Below are 20,579 nucleotides of genomic sequence, written 5' to 3' on the forward strand. Positions count from 1 at the left end.
GCTAAGAATTTTAGCAATCATGCTTTTGAACTATATCACATATATTTGTGCATTATTCAAGCAATAAAACTTAACCTTACATAAGCTTACTGAAAGTAAGCATCAAAACGACAAGCATCCCCCTGCCACTGATGGGCTGGCTCTTGATTTGCTAAAAAAATAGCATGTCGTGGACGTTTTACAATCACTCGCTTTGCAACTTTTTTGGCTAGCTCCAGCAAATGATCACCCAAATCCATTTCTCCATCTTCGGGTAAAAGTAAATGCAAAAGCTGCATCTGCTTTTTGACTTGGGCTTGTTTTTTAATTGCTTGTTGATTTTGATCGCGCTGTGGGAACATCGGGTCAAGGTAGACCACATCAACTGTTTTTTCTTCTTGATCTAATTGCTGTAAATAGCTTGCAGAGTCAGCGAAGATCAGTTGAATACGACCCATAAATTGGCTTAAAAATGGATCATGCTGTGCCTGAGCTTTTGAATCTTCAAGTAAAGTAAATAAAATCGGATGACGCTCAACAAGCTGAATTTGGGCTCCTAGATAAGCCATAAGTAAGCTGTCATGACCTAAGCCCGCTGTAGCATCGACCAGTACTGGCTTTTCACCTAACTGACAAGCACGAGCAATCATTTCCGATTTAAGACTTGCTCGTTTTAAACGAGAAATTTCAGCTTTCCAGTCAGGCTGCATTTTCATGCCATTAGCAGATAACCAAAGTCCGTTTTCATCTACACAAAGAGCCAAGTCAGGATTTAAACGTATAAAACGGGCATTAAGTTTTTCAATAGGCTGTAAATCGACAGTCACGCCTCTAGAATAAAGCACAGCTTGGTAGTGCTGTGCTTGTTCTTGAAAATCTACTTCAAAATATATATGCATGCGCAGTGCCTTTAATTTGCTTTGCCCTGATCCGCAATTTTTTTCCATGCATCATCACGCAAGTAAACCGGTAAAGCATGTTCAGCATCAACCCACTGCTTTTGCGCTGCATACACACGTGCAATCGAAGCAATGTCTTGTGCAGTGGCAGTGATTGTTTGATGTTCTGCATCAGTTTGAAGAAGCTTAGCACCCGAACCGATTAAGCAATGCTTTGCATAAGCAGCCGCTTGCTCGTAGTTCATTAATTTTTCTTCATCTATACACTGCATGATGCCTTGCTCATCTAGAACAAAACTTGCAATGTAAACTTCATTCATACGTGCATCGAGTACCGCAGTCACCTGCTCTAAACCTTCAAGTCGGTAAGCCGCTTGTGCTAAAGCCTGTAAGGTAGAAACTGGAATTACTGGTAAATCTTGTGACCAAGCTAAAGCCTGAGCAACAGCAGCATTAATTCGAACACCACTAAAAGAACCGGGCCCTCGACTAAAGGCAATTGCATCTAAACCAGCTACGTCAAGTCCAGTTTGTTGTAACCCTTGCTCAATCATTGGCAAAATGGTCTGGGTTTGTGCTTTCGCTCGCGTATCGAGTTGGAAAAAGAGTTCTTGGGTTTCATCGATTAATGAAATGGAACATTGCTCGTTTGCAGTTTCCAACGCCAGCAGTTTCATGCACAACCTTAGTATTCAATCAGATTAAAAACGGAAGTTATGATACCCCACTCGGCTCTGATAGGCGAGTTGTTCCTATCTAAATAAAAATGCCAAGCTGGTGCTTGGCATAGAAAATATCTCGCTAAAATTTTAAAAGTGGAATTCTTTCAAATCGGTATAGCTTTTAAAGTGTTCAGCATAATGTAGTGCGCTTAAGCGTATTTTTGCTGCGCCTTCTTCATCTAAAGTTTTTACAATTTTTCCAGGTGAGCCCATTACCACTGAGTTATCTGGAATCACTTTACCTTCCGGTATTAAAGCATTAGCACCAATAATACAGTTCTTACCAATCACAGCTCGATTTAAAATGACAGCATTCATACCGATCAAACTGTTATCGCCAATTGTACAACCATGCAACATGACTTTATGTCCAACGGTGACATATTCGCCAATATTTAGCTCAAGGCCCGCATCAGTATGTAATACCGAATTTTCTTGAATATTAGAAAAATTACCAATCCGAACGACACAATTATCGGCACGCACTACAGCACCAAACCAAATACTGACCTGACGGCCTAGTTCTACTTGTCCAATAAGCGTTGCAGTTGGAGCAACCCAGCCATCCCATGGCTCATGTAAGGCTTTTGGATGCTGTCCTTGATAGCTATACATCATAATTTATCAGTCCTGATCTTTATTTTTTATGAGAAAATTTTGGCATTCCAAACGTTGGTGCATTCAGTAGAAATGGCCATTCTTTTTGGTAGCCTAAACCATATTTAAATAAGGCAATTAACATTCGCGCTGTGAGACCCCAAATAATTTCATTATCAATCTGCAAGCTTGGGAAGTATAAAGATTGATGAGCATATCGCACTTCATATGGCGTCGGACGCGTCTCTATAAGTTGCTGTAAAGGCACAAAGAAAATTCGATCAATTTCAGTGGGCTGAGGAATTAAAGTTACCTCAGGAGGAATAAGCCCAACAATCGGTTTTACAGACAAGCCACTTCTTGCACGTTGCATCGGCAAATCGCCTAACAACTGCACATCAAACGGATTTAAAGCCGTCTCTTCTTGAGCTTCTCTTAGCGCTACAACAATATTACTAGTATCACTAGGGTCACGCTTGCCACCAGGAAAAGAAACTTCCCCCGCATGGTTGTTCATATGTATTGAACGGCGTGTAAGCAGTACCTTAGGATTATTTTCATTCGTAATCGCAATAAGTACCGCAGCTTGTGCTTCTTGTATGCGGGTGGAAAAGCGCAATCTTTGCTGTAACTTTTGTGTTAGCAAGTGCTCTTCCATACCATTCACCTATTATTCTGTCTCTCTTTGCATCATATCTGAAAATCAAACTTAGGGAATAGAGTTGATGCGTAAGTCTAAAAATTCAGTTATGCTGAGGCATCTCTATACTCAATGATAATTATGAGTTTCTGTGTAGCGTGTGGGCATAAAACCGAACAAAAAATTCCTTTAGGTGATCATAAAGTACGCCGTGTTTGTACTCATTGTGGAAATATTCACTATGAAAACCCCAAAGTAATCTGCGGTGCCTTAGCGTTATGGGAAGACAAAGTATTACTTTGTCGTCGCGCGATTGAACCTCGTTATGGCTTATGGACTTTGCCTGCTGGTTATATGGAATTGTTCGAAACTATGGAACAAGGTGCGGCGCGTGAAACTCGTGAAGAGGCAGAAGCCGAGATTGAAATAGAACAACTTTATTGCATGTATAATATTCCCCGTATTGGGCAAATTTATGTGTTGTTCAAAGCACAGCTTAAAGATGGCCTTTTCGGTGCTGGCGAAGAAAGTATCGAATGTCGACTGTTTGAAGAACATGAAATCCCATGGGGTGAACTTGCCTTTCCTAGTGTTGAACACACATTAAGACATTATTTTGAAGACCGTAAACAACAAGTTTTTCCAACACATCTAGAGACGTTAGGAACTCGTTTAGACCATACAGGCTAATCAATTAGATAATAAAAAAGACCGCTTTTGCGGTCTTTTTTAAACTCTTATTTTGTCTTAATTTGATAACAATCAGCGGTTCTAAGGGTTACTGTTCCAGCCATACGCTGTCCCAGTGCTTTTTCAGCTTCAGTTGGTGCAGGTGAGACATTTTCAATATTGTTATAAACTTGTTGATAAAAGGCATATGGATTCAACCAATTAACTGTCTTATTATCATAAGTCGTAAGATTTGCACCACTTGCCTGACCTTGTAATAGATTGGCAACGTTAATTTTTGCCCCACTTACTGTTAAAGATTGGCTACCTGTTTCTTTAATTGCTTGTATGACATTTGAGTTAAGGCCTACCACAATCCCATTCAGATTCCCTAATTGAGGCTCAGCAAGAATCATTCTTACAGTAACGGATTTATCATTTGTGGAAGATTCTGTTCCTCCAGTTGTTCCTATACGATACTGTTGAACCCCATTGTTATCGATCATAGTATTATCAGAAACAACACCACATTGCCCAGACATATCGGTCGCCGTTGCATTAGGTTTGATATCAGTCCGAATATCCCCATATTCATCAACCACAATACCTAAATCAATTGGTGCAATACCAGCCGTATTGAACTGAAATCTTAATGTTGCATATAAAGGGAAAATATATGTTTGGCCTGTTGCTACATTTTTAGAAGTCTTAAAAATATCTTTTAAGAGGAAACTAGCAGGGCTGACCTTATAAATATCCATAGAGCCATTATAATTTTGGGTACCTACGGACTGTCTCCATAATGCATAATGTTGTGGGTTCGGAGTTTCAGTATTGGTTAAAGCTAAATACGAACTATCATGTCCGGCAATAAGTGAATCATTTAATAATTTACCTTGGTAAATTACTAAATCTTCATTTGTATTATTAGAAGTTTTCAAACGGAACGGCTGAGTTGATCTAATTTCTGTTTTTATTGGGTCAAGCCAAGTAGTCTGTGCATTGGCAATCATTTGAGTTGGCTTAGCTTTTGTCAATACCTCCAACACGGCTCCAATTGCTAGCTGGCTTGAGGTAGTGCTAGTCCCTTTCCATTGTAACCCATAACCAAATGTATAACCTTGACGGTCAGATAGCAAAAATAAGTTGCCAAATACATGTTGGGTATTCGCACTATTTTTTGAGCAATCTTTTAAATTCGTTAAATTACATCCATAAAAGTTTTCAGCAACTAAATTAGGTTTTGCCAAAGTAATATAATCTGATTGATATAATCCAACCAAACTTAAGTTTGCTAACTGGGTTATAAGGTCGAAAGCCTGCTCATCTGAAATCTGGCTTACATCTAACCATGGTTTTAACAAATTGACATAGGCACCATTTTTCCATTCTGTTGCCGTGATATTTTGCAGTACAACATTTAATGTATTTTTCTTATCTTCAGTAAATTGCGTTGGTTGTAAATCACCAACTACATGATCTCCTCTTTCCAAGCCAATGCTTTGGAAAACTTTTACTAATGCCATTGCTACGCGAATAGTAGGGTCACTAGGACTAAGCGATGTTGGAGTCTGCCCTGTTAATCCTATTGCCATATCTATGACTTTTAGACGAGGTGGCACAGTCATTTGAATTTTTGAGACTGAATCTAACTTAACTGAACCTAATTCTACTTTTCTTGGATTCTTAGCACCTTGCAAATAGAAGGTCGCTGTATCACCAACTTTACAAGAACCTATGACAATATTTCCTGAAGCTTTAGTAATAAAACTTTGGCTGCCAGTACTACTACAGGTAAAATTAAGACCAGCAATCGGGTAATCTAAAAAAAATTGTAGACAATCGCTATTCGTTACAGAACAGCTTCCACTAGAACTAGCTCCTCCTGATCCATTAGAAGGATTCTCATTAATTGTCGAACTTCCTCCACCACAACCATTTAACATCAATGCAATTGTGGTAAGAGCAAAAGGCCATAAAATTTTTTTATTCATTTAGCTACCCTACTTATTTTTAACGCAATACCGAAATTTGAATTTGTCCCTGATTTGTTAACTCTTTTTCTGTAACATCCACAGCAGAAGATAAAGGCGTCATCATAATATAATGTGCTGAAGGCGGTACTTTTAAAACTCCTTGAATCGATGCATGTTGTAACATAGTCGAAGGATAAGATTTACTTTTAAACCCGCTCACTCCTTCCAGAATACAGCCTTTATCATCCAAAAATACAACGAGTGGCCAATAATATAGAGGCTTCTCATTACTAGAAGCAAAAGACATAACTTTTAAATGCTGAACAGAAGGATTTAACTGTACCAACTCATATTCAAATTTTTCTTTCAATGGCTTCCGTGGCCATAAGTTTACTTCCTTATTTGTGCTAAGCGTTTTAATTGATTTTTTATAATCTTTAATAAAGCACTTATCTTGTTCAAAAGCCGCTTCTAGCTCTTGTGAAGACAAACGCATATACGTCGGCGCTAAAACAACAGTAGAGTCTTGGTCTTGAGTTTGTCGATTGAAAAGCTGATCTAAAGTTGATCGACTTACCCCCTTTTTCCGCTCTACTGATTCAGTGCGCCCCAAACCATCAGGCATAAGGTAAAACCGCTTCTTACCTTCAATGTTAAATTCTTGATCTTCAAGATATTCATTATTTACATACTCTACGCCATCAATAGTTGTAAATTTAGATTTATCGAGTGAAGAATCGGAGGATGGTGCAGCTTGAGATGTACTCTTTATTGGTGGAGGAACGAGAACTAACTTTTTTTGCCATTCATTATTAGATACTGAAGGGGCATTTCCGCTCTCAATAATTTTATTTTTTTCTGTGGATGTTTTTAAATCATCACTGACTACTGAAACAGTTTTTGTATTTTTCTGAGTTTTTTGCGGTGCAGTCGGTGCAGTCGGTGCAGTCGGTGCAGTCGGTGCAGTCGGTGCAGTCGGTGCAGTCGGTGCAGTCGGTGCAGTATTTAATTTTTCTTGGACATGTTGTTCCAGTTTTTTCGGTAAATTTTTAGTTTGTTCTTTTTCTTTAGATGTTTTTTGTACAACATCTACTATAGGTTGATTCTGCTGAGTTTGTGGTTTTCTTTCCTCTATTTTAGGGATAGGTTGTTTTTTCTGATCAATTCTTTTACTTGGTACAATCATAGGCCGCCCATCTGGCCCAATAATTGTATAAAAACCGTCTGCATAAGATACAGAAATACTTGCTATCGCAACGCATAAAGTTGTGATAGCAAATTTAGGGCTAAACATCCATTTATATAGTCTTACCATTTCGTTCTATAGCTCAAACCAAGTACTGTAACTTTGGTATTAGTTTTCACATCCAAACCAGCGTATGGGTTTAATAAGATATTATCGACACCACATTTATTCGATAATGTACTCGTACAAGCTGGAATATTGTCACGACTACGTAGGAAACCGACTGAAAGATCTAGATCTGTATCCGCATCAAAACGATAACCCACGCCGAGACCAAATAATTGCGCATTATTAATTGGAACCATGGTATTACGTTTATCATCAGGAATAGCACTAGCACGCGGTTCATAACCTGCACGTAATTTTAAACGATCTGTTGCGGAATACTCTAAACCGATACCCCAACTCCATGGGGAAGTAAACTTCAATGGTAATGCCAAGGAGTTATCAGTCACATTATTAGATAGTAATTTTGCAACTTTAAGTAATGAAATCTGGCGATCAAATTCAAATTTAAATTTATCCCATGCTGAATAGTCAGTCCATCCAACATCTAAGTTCAATTGTAAATCTGGCAATATCTTATATTTAATACCCGCCTGAAAATGGGCTGGATATTCTAAATCCATTGCTACTAAGCCTGACTCAATATCAGGAACATAACCTGGCAACCCAAGAATTCTAGCTAAAATTTGACCCGTAGCAGATGAGTTAAGTCCTGACACAAGTTGCTGAGGCGCTTTGGCATTATCAATCATATATTTGCCTTTTAAACGCATCTTGGCAGAGCTCTGGTATACCATACCAAACCCAAAATTATCTGTTGGTTCCCAAAGCAATCCTAAGTTGTAACTTGGGCTTAAAGATTGTTCTAATGAAACCTGTAGTGCTCCCATCTTACCAAATGGATTCATACCTTCTTGTGTGTTACAAATCCCAAATAATAGTAAGTCGGTGATCATGTCACTATTATTTTTAAAAGGTTTACAAACCACCTCATCAACCATACGTAATACCCCTATCATCTCATTAGGGAAACGTAAGTCGGTTTTTAATGCAAGGGCGTTATATGACATCCCTACAGAAGCGCCAATCGATAAATGATCATTTACCTGATAACCAAAAGATGGTGATAAATAGGTGATCCGCTCAACAGCAACTTGCTGACCCATGTAGTTACCAGGGTTTCCATTTTCAGCTCCAAATCCTGCAACCAACGGTGCATACACGGCTGTTGCATAGGTTACTTTTGAGCCTGGTGGTTTATAGGCAATTCCTGCTGTAGGGGCAACTAGTGGATAACCTGCTCCGAGATCTACCATTTTTTTAAGAATAGGTACATACAGGCTCGCGTACTCCACATCACCGTGAACAGAGTCTTTAAAATCTGTACAAATATTGGCTGAAACTTCTGGACCATCATTACAAACAATCGGGTCATCTGAATAACCAAAAACGTTATATCCAGGCGGTGCTGAGAATTCTCTTTGAATATCAAAGTTTGCAAGAATCCCCTGTACATCTGTTTGCAACCCATCAATTTTTGCTAAAGCTGCAGGGTTAAAATGAACTGCACTAATACCAGGAGGGTCTGCAGTTACTGCATTCCCCATGGATAACGAGCGAATATCAACAGCTAGGTTTTGTCCTAATTGAGCATTGGCAAAGCTAGAAAAACCGGAGATAACAATTGCCGCCGTTAAAGGACATAATTTAGGATATTTCACCTGCATATCTCCTTATTTTTGTTTTTTATTAAAACCTAAAATATCTAACGGGAATGACAAGCCAAGTGAAATATCTGGCGCATCTTCAGTTAAACCAATTCCAACCGTACCATTAACAATAGTCTCAGGAGAAACTCGAACACCTAAAGCAAAAGACAACATTGCGCTACTTTGATCAGGTGATTTATAGCTTTCCCCATTTTCAAACTGGAATTCGGCATCCATATTGAAGCTTTGCTGATACGACATGGTTAAAGACACATCATAGTTAAATGAATATGCAAAACCGAAAGAAAAACCACCGCTAATCCCTGGATCAAAACTTTTTAGAATACGAGGACCGGTTTCATCATCACCTCCCCCTCTGTTTTGATTTAAACCAGTTTCCTTAAATCCGTAATTTGCCGAGGCTGATGCAAATAAAACAACTGGGTCAATATACTTACGGGTACTGGCGCCGACACCTACAGAATAATATCCTTTACCTGTTGAAAGCTCATCTAAACCAATTTCATACGGACTATCACCAGTCTTCGTTGATAGGCTACCAAAAAGAACGAGTGGTAAACGGCCTTGTTTTAAAGGAAAAGGTTCCCAACGCGCCCCTAATGAAATATCGCCCAATCCTGCGGTTGTTGTATCCCGAATAATTTCAGACTTCGCAACAAAAGGTAAAGTTGCTGATAAAGTTAAGTTATCTAGTACCCCGTACTGGACTGTGAAGCTATTAGTCAAAGTATGGTTTGCATCTTCTTCAACCCGTAATCTGTTTAAACGGGTAGAACTACTATCTAATGCCAAATCAATTCTTGTATCACGATAATAGGTATAATCGAGATCATAATAAGAGGAAATTACCCCCTTCTTAATTAAAGAATATTGACGTTCATTTGAAGTAAATACTTCTTGTAGATTTGTCTCTTGACTTGCATCACCTTCTTTCTTCTGCAGGGCGCTAGCAGCTTGATTTGCCCCGCTATTATTTTCAGGTACATTCGTAGATGATGTCTCAGAAGCTTGTGTTCCCGCATCTGTACTAACAGAAGAAGAATTTGTCGCTTCAGTAGCTAGAGAATTTACCTCAACTCCTGCCTCTGTGCTCTGATTTGATGATTCTACCTGTGTTTGTTGTACCTGATCCTCAGCATAGATTGTCCCTGTAATGGCACTCATACTTAAGGCCAAAACACTCATTTTAATCCATCGATTATCCATATTTCTTCCCACCCAATTTATTTATTTTATTAAATTAAAATCTGACTATTTACGCTTGTAATAAAGACGCATATAAGTATCTATCGGCTGATTATAAGTTGAGGAATGAGTATCAGTATCCAAAACTCGCCGCATCGTAGAAGCCTTATTTGCTAAACGGTCATATTTATATGTGGGATATTGCACATCAACAAAAGCATATCTATTGACTGTTGCATCCTCTACATGACGCATATCCGAATCTTTTAATGCTAATAAGTCTTTACGCTGAGATTCAGGAACTGAAATTACAAATAACGTATTATTATCCCAAATTTCCTTAAAACGATTTTCGTCAAAACTGATATTCCCTAAAGCTGGATCAGCTACATATACTCGTCCATCTTTATAAGCTTTATATACGACAAAATGTTTAAAACCAGCATATGAAATCGGAACAATTGCAGGTTGACCGAGTTTAACTAAATCAGAAAACTCCCCTCGGTAACCACCACTCTCTAAGCCAATTGCTGTGACAAAGCGTTTCATATCAAGTAGCGAAAAGCTTCGGCGTTCAATAATACGTTGATACTCACCGTACTGTAGCAAACCACTCATTGTTTGCTGTTCCGTTAAACTCGTACCAACATAACCATTTAATAAAGTCGTAAGGGCAGCAGACCCACAACTATAATCGTAGGCTTGTCGAACAATTCCACGAAACTGGTCTTCAACAGCTGGTTTTATAGTAACTGGTTCAATATGATTTCGATGAAATGATAAATTACGTGAATCGGCAGTCTCTGTATAATAAACAGTTCCCGGCGGTTTTTTTTCTATTTCGAAGGCTTCTGTTGCAAAGTAATATATCAATGCTGAGCCTAAAGCAATCTCTAACATAAGCACTTGGTCTAAATGGTAGCCTAACTGGCCTTATTCATTTTATTCTTAGAGCAATAGCTCTACATCCCTGTGTGTTGAAGATACCTTTTTTTTATGTAAAAAACAGCTTTTTTTTAATCTTTTTGATGAATGTATAGTTTTACTATAGATAGAATGATAATTACCCCTCATTTTTCTATAAATAATTTAAATATATTTAAAACTTATATAATAATTTTTATTATAACCATATGAAGAAGCTTTTTATTTTTATAAAAAAAGCGCGTATAAAACGCGCTTTTTTATATTTAAATTAATGGCCCGCGATTGTAATCGTAGAGGTACCTACATTTAAACCTTGAATTTCTACATCACCAATCGAAGCAGCAGTGTTAGAACCTAAATGTACTCCTTGTACATAAACATTCATACCTTGAGCACTATTATTTTGAATTTTTAAACCGGTTGGAACAACTGAAATATTAGCATTAACATCTAAATTCCCAGTTGTATTGCCTGCACCACGAACCATAACCTTATCAAGGAAGATTTGACCACCACCTGCAGCATCATTAATACCAAAGTTAGATAGTGTTAAGCCCCCTTGCAAACTTGAATTTACTTTGATCATTGCACCTTGTGGTGTCGAACCTAACTGAACATTAGCTGAAATTGCACCTAAAGATAAATCTAAACCAGAAATAATTTCAGTTGGAGCTGCTTCTGTAATACCACGAACAGCAGTTGTCTCATTTAAAGTATTAGAAGAACCTACGCCAATTGAGCCAACTTTTACATTAACTGCACCAACATTTGCAGCTACATTTAAAAATGCGCCATTAGTACCTGATGCACCAACACTATCAATTTTAAGATCTAATAAATTAGTAGTTGGATCAACTTGTGTAAGAGTTATTGCTTTACCACCAGTTGCAGTTGTACCCGTAATTGTAATTGCACCAGCAGTTGCTGCTGCACCTGTAATACCAGTAGCCGGATCCAAGCCATCATTGTCATGAATAAATAATTTGTCGATAGAAATACCACCTGAACCTAGAGCGATACCAATATTAATACCATCTTGACCTGTAGCAGCACTAAGCGCAGCATCATCCATTGATTGCATCGCCATTGCATTTGCACTGATAGCTAAAGAAGAAACTAAAGCAAGTTTAGTGAACATTTTCATTGAGCACTCTCCCAAGAGCATTTATTTTTTGACTTTAACCACTCTCACTGTCTCAAGTTGCATTTTTCTTTTATGGCAACCGAAACTTCCAATCCTTGAGTAGTTTTGCTTAGCAATTACTAAATTACAGCTACGTTAATTTTTGTTCAACTAGTGTAATGCATTTTTTGCCAATTACCCGACAAACGGTACGGCATCAAACTGACTAAAAAGATTTATTACTATTCTGAAATCTGAAGGATAATTCGGTTATTTTTTCCACGAAATGTTAGGGTCTTTTCACTCAACTGCCTGTTGAACTCTAACTTGTAGTAAACTATGCCACCTCTTCCAAACTCTCACATGTTTAAAATGTCTCATTTAAAGAAAAAAATCTCTTTAGAAAGCTATTACTCTGCTGCCGATATTTTAAATAAATTAGAAGAGTTAACTGGACTTGTATATCTTCAAGATGATAACAATCCTGTTATTGGTTTTTTACCAAAAAATTATTTAATCACTCAAAATAACCAAAAATTTTTATTTACTAAAACTGATTTAAACAAATATAAGTTTTCATCTTATATAGAAAATCTTTTAGATTTTACACAATTCCAATCTCAAGAAATAGAAAATAGCAATAGAGAAAAAATAAGTTTTAAGGGGGGGTATATTGGTTTTATTAGCTATGACTTTTCTGCACATCAATTTATAAATAATCAATCACATAAACAACCGTCTTTATTTATAGGTTCCTATTATTCTTTTATTAAAAAAATAAATAATGAATGGTATTTTTTTAGCGATGAAAATAATGCTTTTGAAATTTTTAACTATCTTTCAGCTCTACTCAATAAACCTTCTAGCAAACTACAAAAAAACAATTTTAAACTAGAACAAAATATTTATCCTCGCTGGTCTAAGAATACATACTTAACTGTTTTTCACAAAATACAAGAATATATTAAGGCAGGAGATTGTTATCAAATTAACCTTACTCAAGAATTCAAAGCGAATTTTACTGGTTCATTATTAAATAAAGCAGATGAGCTATGGAATTTAACCAATGCACCATATTCTGGTTATTTAAAATTAACAGAATTTGAGTTGTTAAGTTGCTCTCCTGAATTATTTATTGAATTTAATGTAGATAAGCAAATTAAAACCAGACCCATTAAAGGTACAATGCCTCGTTATGAGAATAAAGAGCAGGATTTACTTTCAAAACAAACTTTAAAAAATTCTAAAAAAGATCAAGCAGAAAATGTGATGATCGTTGATCTATTACGTAATGATTTGAGCATTTATGCCAATACAGGTTCGGTAAAAACAACAAAACTATTCGAAATTGAGAGCTTCAATCAAGTTCATCATATGGTGAGTGAGATTACGGCTACACTTAAAAATGATATTAATCCTATGCAGATGTTACTCACTGCTTTACCAGGAGGTTCAATTACAGGAGCTCCTAAAATTCGGGCAATGCAAATTATTGAAGAGTTAGAAGGTGCGCCAAGAGGAGCATATTGTGGGACTTTGGGATATTTTAATTTTGATGGTACTGGGCGCTGGAATATTCTGATTCGTAGTTTTCAACAATATCAAAACCAGCTCTCTATTTGGGCAGGCGGCGGTATTACTATTGCTTCAGAGGCTGAGGCTGAATATCAGGAAAGCCTTGATAAAATCTCTGCTATGCTGAACTTGATGAACAGCACAGCAGAATAAGTATTAAAGAATATCTTGCTTCAAAGTTTGAACTAAACGCGCGTTTTGCTCATCAGTTCCAACCGTGATACGTAAAAACTGATTAATGCGAGGCTTATTGAAGTAACGAACAATAATGCCCTGCTCACGTAATTTTTGTGCAAGTTGCCCAGCATCATGCTGTGAATGCGTAGCAAAAATAAAATTCGCTTTCGATGGCAAAACGTTAAAACCAAGTTCAGTTAAATCACGAACAAGTTTCTCTCGACTTGTTATAACTTTTTGGCACTGCTCTTCAAAATAAGCCTGGTCTTCAAAAGAAGCTACCGCTGCTGCAATAGCAAAGCGATCAATTGGATATGAATTAAAACTATTTTTTACAGCCTCAAGTGCTGCAATCAAGTGCGACTGAGCAATCGCAAACCCGACTCGTAGACCTGCTAAAGAACGAGACTTTGAAGTCGTTTGGCATACCACAAGATTTTCATAGCGGTTTATCAAACTTACAGCTGACTCAGCACCAAAATCAACATAAGCTTCATCAATCACAACCACGCGGTCCGGATTTGCCTGTAATACTTGTTCGATTTCTGCCAAGCTGAGCGCAATACTGGTTGGTGCATTTGGGTTGGTAATAATAACCCCACCATTTGGCTGGGTATAATCTCGCACATCAATTTCAAAATTCTCATTGAGAGGAATTTCTTTTGTTTTTGTGCCAAAAAATTGGCTATAAACTGGATAGAAACTATAAGTGATGTCCGGATACAGGATTGGTTCATCTTGAAGAAAAAATGCTTTAAAGATATGAGCCAATACCTCATCAGAACCGTTACCTACAAAAACTTGAGATACATTAATATTCTGTTGTTTCGCAATTGCTTGCTTTAACGCTGTCGCATCCGGATCTGGATATAGGCGCAGCACATCGGCTTGTGCATGTAACACCGCTTGAACTGCTTCTACTACTTTTGGTGATGGTGGATATGGGTTTTCATTGGTATTTAACTTTAATAGATTCTGGATTTTAGGTTGTTCACCTGGCACATACGGCTCTAATTCACGAACCTCAGGACTCCAAAAACGCATTTGTGCTGTAGATACAGTCATAGTCTTATCTCAAAAAAGGGCTGAAAGTCAGCCCTGAATAATCATGAAAAACACTGATAGGCTTAAAACTTATTGATAACGATAACGCGCCGAGCGTGCATGGGCATCGAGATTTTCTTGAACAGCAAGTACATCAGCTGTTTTAGCCAAAGTCTTAACGCCATCTTTTGAACACATGATCAAACTAGAGCGTTTTTGAAAATCATATACACCAAGTGGCGAAGAGAAACGAGCTGTGCCAGATGTCGGTAATACGTGGTTTGGGCCAGCACAATAATCACCAATTGCTTCAGGTGTATAGCGACCCATAAAAATTGCCCCTGCATGACGAATGTCTTGGCTCATCGCTTCGGCATCATCAAGACATAATTCCAAATGCTCTGGTGCAACCTGATTAATCAAATCAACTGCCTCAGCACGGTCTTTTACCAAAACTAATGCACCACGATTTTCAATCGATGTACGCGCAATTTCGGCTTTAGGCAATTCATTTAAATGTTTCTCAATTGCAGACTCTACTGCTTCTAATAATGCTTCATCTGGAGTAATGAAAATAGCTTGAGCTACTGTGTCATGTTCAGCTTGAGATAATACATCCATCGCTAACCATTCAGCATTATTCACACCTTCTGCATAAACTAATATTTCAGAAGGCCCAGCAATCATGTCGATACCCACCTGACCAAATACAGCACGTTTAGCAGCTGCCACAAATCGGTTTCCAGGACCCGTAATTTTATCAACACGTGGAACAGTTTGCGTACCATAAGCTAAAGCAGCAACAGCTTGTGCCCCACCAATGGTAAATACTCGGCTAACACCTGCTAGATAGGCGGCAGCTAAAACGAGTGGATTTAGTTCACCATTTGGCGCTGGCACAACCATAATAATTTCAGGTACACCGGCCACATGTGCTGGTACCGCATTCATAAGTACAGATGAAGGATAAGATGCAAGTCCGCCTGGTACATAAATACCAACACGGTCAAGTGGCGTCACTTTTTGTCCCAAGGTATTACCCAAATCATCTACATAAGTCCAGCTATCTTGTTTTTGAGCTTCATGAAAAGTACGAATACGATCAGCTGCAAGTTGCAGGGCTTCACGAATCTCTTGATTTAAACCATCAAAAGCAGCTTTAAGTTGTTGTTGAGACAATTCTAAATCGGAAAATTGATGCGCTGGATGTCGATCGAACTGTTGAGTAAGTTTTAAAACATGATCATCACCATGCTGACGAACATCAGCAATAATTTGATCTACTGTTTGAACTAAATTAGGATCATTAACGGTTTCAAAAGCTAAAAGCTCGGCAAAAACCTGTTTGAAGTTCTGATCTTGAGTCGATAAACGTCGCATCAATTTACCCACAAGGCGAAAAAGAAAAACCAAGTTTACTCTTTTTCTAAGCTCTTGTGGGCATCATATCTACAACTATCGCAAAAGCATGATAGGAAATTACTTTTAACGTGATTGAACAGCTTGTTCAAGTTGGGAAATGATTGGGTTCAATAAAACCTGTTTACGCTTAAAGCTCGCTTTATTGACAATAAGACGTGAAGATACTTTGCAAATTTCTTCCAATGGCTCAAGACCATTTGCTCGTAAAGTATTTCCAGTATCCACTACGTCAACAATATAATCGCCCAAACCAACTAATGGTGCTAACTCCATAGAACCATAAAGTTTAATAACATCCACCTGCTCGCCTAAGCTTGCATAATATTGACGTGTAAGATTGACATACTTAGTGGCAATTTTTAAACGACCTTTTGGGCGTTCCATTCCTACTTTACCAGCAGTCATTAATTTACATTTCGCAATCTGCAGGTCCAATAACTCATAGACATGCTGAGCGCCATGTTCCATAAGTACATCTTTACCAGCTACACCTAAGTCAGCTGCACCATTCTCAACATAAGTTGGCACATCAGATGCACGTAAAATTAAAATACGAACCTGCTTATGTGTGGTTGGAAAAATCAACTTACGCGATTTTTCCGGGTCTTCAAGCAAGTTAATACCGGCTGTAGCAAGTAAAGGTAAAGTTTCTTTTAAAATACGTCCTTTACTCAGTGCCAAGGTCAAACCATGATCGAAATTACCCATTACGTTAAAATTAGGATCATCGTTTCTTACGTCATTCATTAACTTACTCGCTTAATTTTAGCACCTAAACCTTGAAGTTTTTCTTCGACATGCTCATAACCACGGTCAATATGGTAGATACGGTCAATTAATGTATCACCTTCAGCAACCAAAGCCGCTAAAACCAAAGAGAATGAGGCACGTAAATCTGTTGCCATTACAGGTGCTGCCTGTAATTTTTCAACACCCGTCACAACAGCATCATGGCCTTCGACCTGAATATTAGCACCCATACGTGACAATTCAGGAACATGCATGAAACGATTTTCAAAAATGGTCTCAGAAATCGTTGCAAACCCGCGACCAATTGCATTTACAGCCATAATTTGTGCTTGCATGTCGGTCGGGAATTCTGGGTGAGGTAGTGTTCTAAAGCTTACTGCTTTAGGACGCTTACCCAACATATCCAATTCAATCCAGTCATCGCCACGGGTAACTTCAGCCCCCATTTCTTCAAATTTATCTAAAACAGCCTCAAGCAATGAAGGATCTGTATGGGTGGTTTTTACACGTCCACCAGTAATCGCAGCAGCAGCTAAGTAAGAACCTGTTTCGATGCGGTCTGCAACAACTGCATATTCACAGCCATGTAGACTTTCTACACCAGTAACAACCAATGTATCCGTATCTAAACCTTCAATTCTTGCGCCCATTTTAATAAGCATTTGCGCAAGATCAGTAATTTCAGGTTCACGTGCAGCATTACGAATTGTGGTTACACCGTCTGCCAAAGCAGCTGCCATTAAAATATTTTCGGTACCACCAACAGTAACCATATCAAAAACCACTTCGCCGCCTTTCAGACGACCATCAACAGTGGCATGTACATAACCATTTTCAACTTCGATATGTGCACCCAATGCTTCTAGGGCTTTTAAGTGTTGATCTACTGGACGAGAGCCAATAGCACATCCACCAGGTAATGAAACCTTGGCATTTCCGTAACGCGCTAATAATGGCCCTAATACCAAAATAGATGCACGCATTGTTTTGACAAGCTCATAAGGAGCAAACTGGTTATCTAAAGTAGAAGTATCTGCCTTAACCGTGTCATTTTCATAACTAATTGTGACACCCAGTCCACCAATTAATTTCACCAAAGTATTTACATCTTTAAGATTTGGAACATTGGTTAATGTAATTGGAGAGTCAGCAAGAATCATTGCCGCAAGTAACGGTAAAGCCGCATTTTTAGCACCAGAAATGCGTACTTCCCCTTCGAGCTTAACACCGCCCGTGATTAAAAATTTATCCATTAATATTTAAGCTCCGAAAAGGCTTGCTTTGCGCCATTCATCTTTGGTCATCGCACGAATTGTTACGGCATGAACTTCGCCACTTGCAATATAAGTATTTAATGGTGCATAAACTGCTTGTTGGCGGGCAACAGTACGCTTACCTTCAAATTGATCATCCACAATACGGAGGTCAAATTTTCCAGCCTGTCCGCTCACCACTACTTCCGCCTCAGGAAAAGCTTCTTTTAAAATTTGAGTGAGCTGTTCACTATTCATTGCAAAGACCTCTGACACAACCTACGGTGTAAAACGAAGTATTTTACTATAACTTTTTCAAAGAATTCAGTACGTGTTTATATTTTATCAATAAAAAAGAGGCTATATTTCAAGCCTCTCTTAATTATTAAAAACTTATTAAATAGAAACAGCAACTTGAGAATACGTACATTGCATTTTCCGATATTTTAACAATTGTTTTTTTAATTTTTCAGTCAGTTTTTTTATTGAAGTATACATATCATCCGCTGTTGCTTGAGCAAATAGCTCAATTCCAGGTAATCGAACTATCGCTTCAGCCACATGATTAGAGCTACCCTTATGTGAGCGCTTATCAATCTGATGATCTTTCGTTAATTTAATCTGCATACTATTCACCTGATCAAGATGTTTCGTTAACTGATTAAATTTTGCTTTAATATTTTCTTCTATAGCTGGTGTAATTGCTAAATGATGTCCACGAATCGTTATTTGCATAATTCTATCCCTCACCTTTTTGGGTTATATAAAGAAGAACTAAAACGATTTAATGCAATCTAAAAAGATGATTTGGGACAATTAAACCATTTTAGCTACTCCTCTTGGTGAAAATGAAATTTCATTATTTCGTCATAATGAATGAGTAGAATAGCCATACTTCAAAATTTAGATCAAGACTTTTCTCTCGGATGACGATGGAATATGTAACGATTCTCTATATTTTGCTACAGTCCTTCTAGCTACTTCTATTCCCTCTTCTTTCAATAAAGCAGCAATTGTATTATCAGACAAAGGTTTACGCGGATTTTCATTAGAAACTAACTTTTTAATCATCGCCCGAATTGCGGTAGAAGAAGCCTCACCTCCTGTGGTTGTCCCCACATGACTAGAAAAGAAGTATTTCAACTCAAAAAGTCCACGTGGAGTAAGCATATACTTATTTGTGGTAACGCGAGAAACGGTCGACTCATGTAATTCTACTTCTTCTGCAACATCCCTTAGTACTAAGGGTTTCATTGCTTCGGGACCTATTTCAAGAAATGCTTTTTGATGCTCAACAATACAAGTCGCAACTTTTAATAATGTTTTGTGCCGTTCATCAATACTTTTTATAAAATTTTTAGCCTCAAGCATTTGATTACGTAGGTATAAATTATCATCACTTTGATCTGCCCTACGAATCATACTCGAATAAAAAGAATTGATTCTTAATTTTGGCATCACATCAGGATTTAACTGAACTTGCCAATGCAAGTCCTTCTTGGCAACGACTACGTCAGGAATTTGATATTCTGATTCTTGCTTTTCAAAATCCATGCCTGGATAAGGCTTTAATGTTTTTAATAAATCAACTGCAAATTTTAATTGTTCTTTGGAAAGCCCGGTTTGCTTCAATAATTTATTAAGATCATTCGCAATCAGTAATTCGTAATATTGAAGTAGACTTCTAGCTTCTTTCAAATATTCAGTTTCTCTAGGCAAGAACTCCAACTGAACTTTTAAACATTCAGCTAAATTACGAGCTCCAATACCAATTGGATCAAGACGTTGAATATATTTTAAGACTACTAAAACTTCATCCTCTTCCACTTCCTCATCTATATCCATCTCACTTAATAAATGCTGTACTGCCAAAATAATCTCTTCTAATTCAGCATCCAGAAAACCTTTATCATCTAAAGCATCAACTATGCAATAAGCAATCAACTGATCTATTTTTGAAAAATGTAGTAAGTTCACTTGCTCCAAAATATGTTCTTTAAGCGTCAGGTGAACTTGGCGATTATCTTCACGCTCTTCGAACTCAGGAGTACCCAAAGCAGTGGATTGATGTGTATAAATGTCATCCCATTCAGTATCAACAGGCAAGTCATCAGGTAAGTGATCAGCATTCAACTCTGTTGTAAGGTCATCAGTTTCTTTGTGTTCTAAAGTAGATAAACTTTCTGCTAGTGATTCATCTTCTACTTTTTCAAGTAATGGATTACTATCTAATTGAATTTGGATTTCTTGCTCTAACTCTAGGCTAGAAAGTTGTAGTAAACGGATTGCCTGCTGCAATTGAGGCGTTAACGATAAAGAATTCGCAACTTTCAATCCAACAGATAATTTCATATATTTCTCTTTCCAAAAAACAAGCAAAAATCATGCCTATTAATTATTTATAGCATAGAGTAATGATTTATCCTATACATTGACTCATCAATTCATGAGAAAAATAGAAATTTATTTATTAAAAACGATAGAATTTTATTCTGTCTTATTCTTTAGTATCGATGATTCTTTGAAATTTTTATTTCCCATATAAAAAAACACCCCAACCTCTTTTGAGATTGGGGTGTTTGGAATAATGAGCTGGCGATGACTTACTCTCACATGGGTAATCCCACACTACCATCAGCGCTAAGAGGTTTCACTTCTG

At 37.7% G+C, this 20,579-nt stretch carries 19 protein-coding genes; 2 read left to right on the forward strand and 17 right to left on the reverse strand.

What is annotated here, in order from left to right:
• Positions 1–86: 86 nt before the first annotated feature.
• The 4 genes from G9371_RS11420 to G9371_RS11435 all read right to left on the reverse strand — a co-directional run bounded on the left by G9371_RS11420 (position 87) and on the right by G9371_RS11435 (position 2,864).
• Positions 87–878, reverse strand: coding sequence for a class I SAM-dependent methyltransferase (locus tag G9371_RS11420; RefSeq protein ID WP_029423917.1), 792 nt, complete (start codon positions 876–878; stop codon positions 87–89).
• An 11-nt stretch (positions 879–889) separates the two neighbouring features.
• A complete protein-coding gene (gene tsaB, locus G9371_RS11425; protein ID WP_000770256.1) occupies positions 890–1,555 on the reverse strand; it encodes a tRNA (adenosine(37)-N6)-threonylcarbamoyltransferase complex dimerization subunit type 1 TsaB in 666 nt (221 codons plus the stop codon).
• A gap of 132 nt (positions 1,556–1,687) precedes the next feature.
• Positions 1,688–2,215: a gamma carbonic anhydrase family protein gene (locus G9371_RS11430; RefSeq protein ID WP_002000137.1), complete on the reverse strand. Its 528-nt coding sequence runs from the start codon at positions 2,213–2,215 to the stop codon at positions 1,688–1,690.
• A gap of 22 nt (positions 2,216–2,237) precedes the next feature.
• Positions 2,238–2,864, reverse strand: a complete 627-nt coding sequence (locus G9371_RS11435; protein WP_002000136.1) for a CoA pyrophosphatase — start codon at positions 2,862–2,864, stop codon at positions 2,238–2,240.
• Between the two features lie 114 nt (positions 2,865–2,978).
• On the opposite strand from G9371_RS11435, the gene G9371_RS11440 reads away from it, so the two are divergent.
• Positions 2,979–3,527 carry an NUDIX hydrolase gene (locus G9371_RS11440; protein ID WP_000006665.1) on the forward strand — a complete coding sequence of 183 codons (549 nt, stop codon included), beginning with the start codon at positions 2,979–2,981 and terminating at the stop codon, positions 3,525–3,527.
• Positions 3,528–3,574: 47 nt separating this feature from the next.
• On the opposite strand, the gene G9371_RS11445 is transcribed toward G9371_RS11440, so the two are convergent.
• The 6 genes from G9371_RS11445 to G9371_RS11470 form a co-directional block, all read right to left on the reverse strand.
• Positions 3,575–5,500: a hypothetical protein gene (locus tag G9371_RS11445; protein ID WP_029423918.1), complete on the reverse strand. Its 1,926-nt coding sequence runs from the start codon at positions 5,498–5,500 to the stop codon at positions 3,575–3,577.
• A gap of 19 nt (positions 5,501–5,519) precedes the next feature.
• Positions 5,520–6,797: a putative pilus assembly protein FilE gene (gene filE / locus G9371_RS11450; RefSeq protein WP_025466947.1), complete on the reverse strand. Its 1,278-nt coding sequence runs from the start codon at positions 6,795–6,797 to the stop codon at positions 5,520–5,522.
• Complete coding sequence (locus G9371_RS11455; RefSeq protein WP_003111848.1) at positions 6,791–8,455, reverse strand: OmpP1/FadL family transporter; 1,665 nt, start codon at positions 8,453–8,455, stop codon at positions 6,791–6,793. The genes filE and G9371_RS11455 overlap by 7 nt, the downstream gene beginning before the upstream one ends.
• A 12-nt stretch (positions 8,456–8,467) precedes the next feature.
• Positions 8,468–9,670, reverse strand: a complete 1,203-nt coding sequence (locus G9371_RS11460) for a hypothetical protein (RefSeq protein ID WP_039211805.1) — start codon at positions 9,668–9,670, stop codon at positions 8,468–8,470.
• A gap of 45 nt (positions 9,671–9,715) precedes the next feature.
• Positions 9,716–10,549, reverse strand: coding sequence for a C39 family peptidase (locus G9371_RS11465; protein WP_000889486.1), 834 nt, complete (start codon positions 10,547–10,549; stop codon positions 9,716–9,718).
• A 295-nt stretch (positions 10,550–10,844) separates the two neighbouring features.
• Entirely contained in the window at positions 10,845–11,720 is an 876-nt protein-coding gene (locus G9371_RS11470) for a DUF6160 family protein (protein WP_000781576.1), read from the reverse strand.
• 318 nt (positions 11,721–12,038) lie between these two features.
• Here G9371_RS11470 and G9371_RS11475 point away from each other — a divergent pair, with 318 nt between their 5' ends.
• Complete coding sequence (locus tag G9371_RS11475; RefSeq protein WP_029423870.1) at positions 12,039–13,427, forward strand: anthranilate synthase component I family protein; 1,389 nt, start codon at positions 12,039–12,041, stop codon at positions 13,425–13,427.
• A 3-nt stretch (positions 13,428–13,430) separates the two neighbouring features.
• Here the strand turns inward: G9371_RS11475 and hisC are convergent, their stop codons facing one another.
• From hisC to G9371_RS11510, 7 genes are all read right to left on the reverse strand, one after another.
• Complete coding sequence (gene hisC, locus G9371_RS11480) at positions 13,431–14,516, reverse strand: histidinol-phosphate transaminase (RefSeq protein WP_029423871.1); 1,086 nt, start codon at positions 14,514–14,516, stop codon at positions 13,431–13,433.
• Between the two features lie 69 nt (positions 14,517–14,585).
• Complete coding sequence (gene hisD, locus G9371_RS11485; protein WP_001253725.1) at positions 14,586–15,875, reverse strand: histidinol dehydrogenase; 1,290 nt, start codon at positions 15,873–15,875, stop codon at positions 14,586–14,588.
• A gap of 105 nt (positions 15,876–15,980) precedes the next feature.
• Complete coding sequence (hisG, locus tag G9371_RS11490; protein WP_001000724.1) at positions 15,981–16,664, reverse strand: ATP phosphoribosyltransferase; 684 nt, start codon at positions 16,662–16,664, stop codon at positions 15,981–15,983.
• A complete protein-coding gene (murA, locus tag G9371_RS11495; RefSeq protein WP_029423872.1) occupies positions 16,664–17,920 on the reverse strand; it encodes a UDP-N-acetylglucosamine 1-carboxyvinyltransferase in 1,257 nt (418 codons plus the stop codon). The genes hisG and murA overlap by 1 nt, the downstream gene beginning before the upstream one ends.
• Positions 17,921–17,926: 6 nt before the next feature.
• The gene (gene ibaG / locus G9371_RS11500; RefSeq protein ID WP_001083680.1) at positions 17,927–18,178 is read right to left on the reverse strand and encodes a BolA family iron metabolism protein IbaG; all 252 of its coding nucleotides are present in this window, start codon (positions 18,176–18,178) and stop codon (positions 17,927–17,929) included.
• 138 nt (positions 18,179–18,316) lie between these two features.
• A complete protein-coding gene (gene hpf / locus G9371_RS11505; RefSeq protein ID WP_001167461.1) occupies positions 18,317–18,655 on the reverse strand; it encodes a ribosome hibernation-promoting factor, HPF/YfiA family in 339 nt (112 codons plus the stop codon).
• A gap of 168 nt (positions 18,656–18,823) precedes the next feature.
• Complete coding sequence (locus tag G9371_RS11510; RefSeq protein WP_029423873.1) at positions 18,824–20,272, reverse strand: RNA polymerase factor sigma-54; 1,449 nt, start codon at positions 20,270–20,272, stop codon at positions 18,824–18,826.
• Positions 20,273–20,579: the final 307 nt, after the last annotated feature.

Source organism: Acinetobacter sp. EKM10A (assembly GCF_011075215.1).
GTDB lineage: Bacteria > Pseudomonadota > Gammaproteobacteria > Pseudomonadales > Moraxellaceae > Acinetobacter > Acinetobacter baumannii.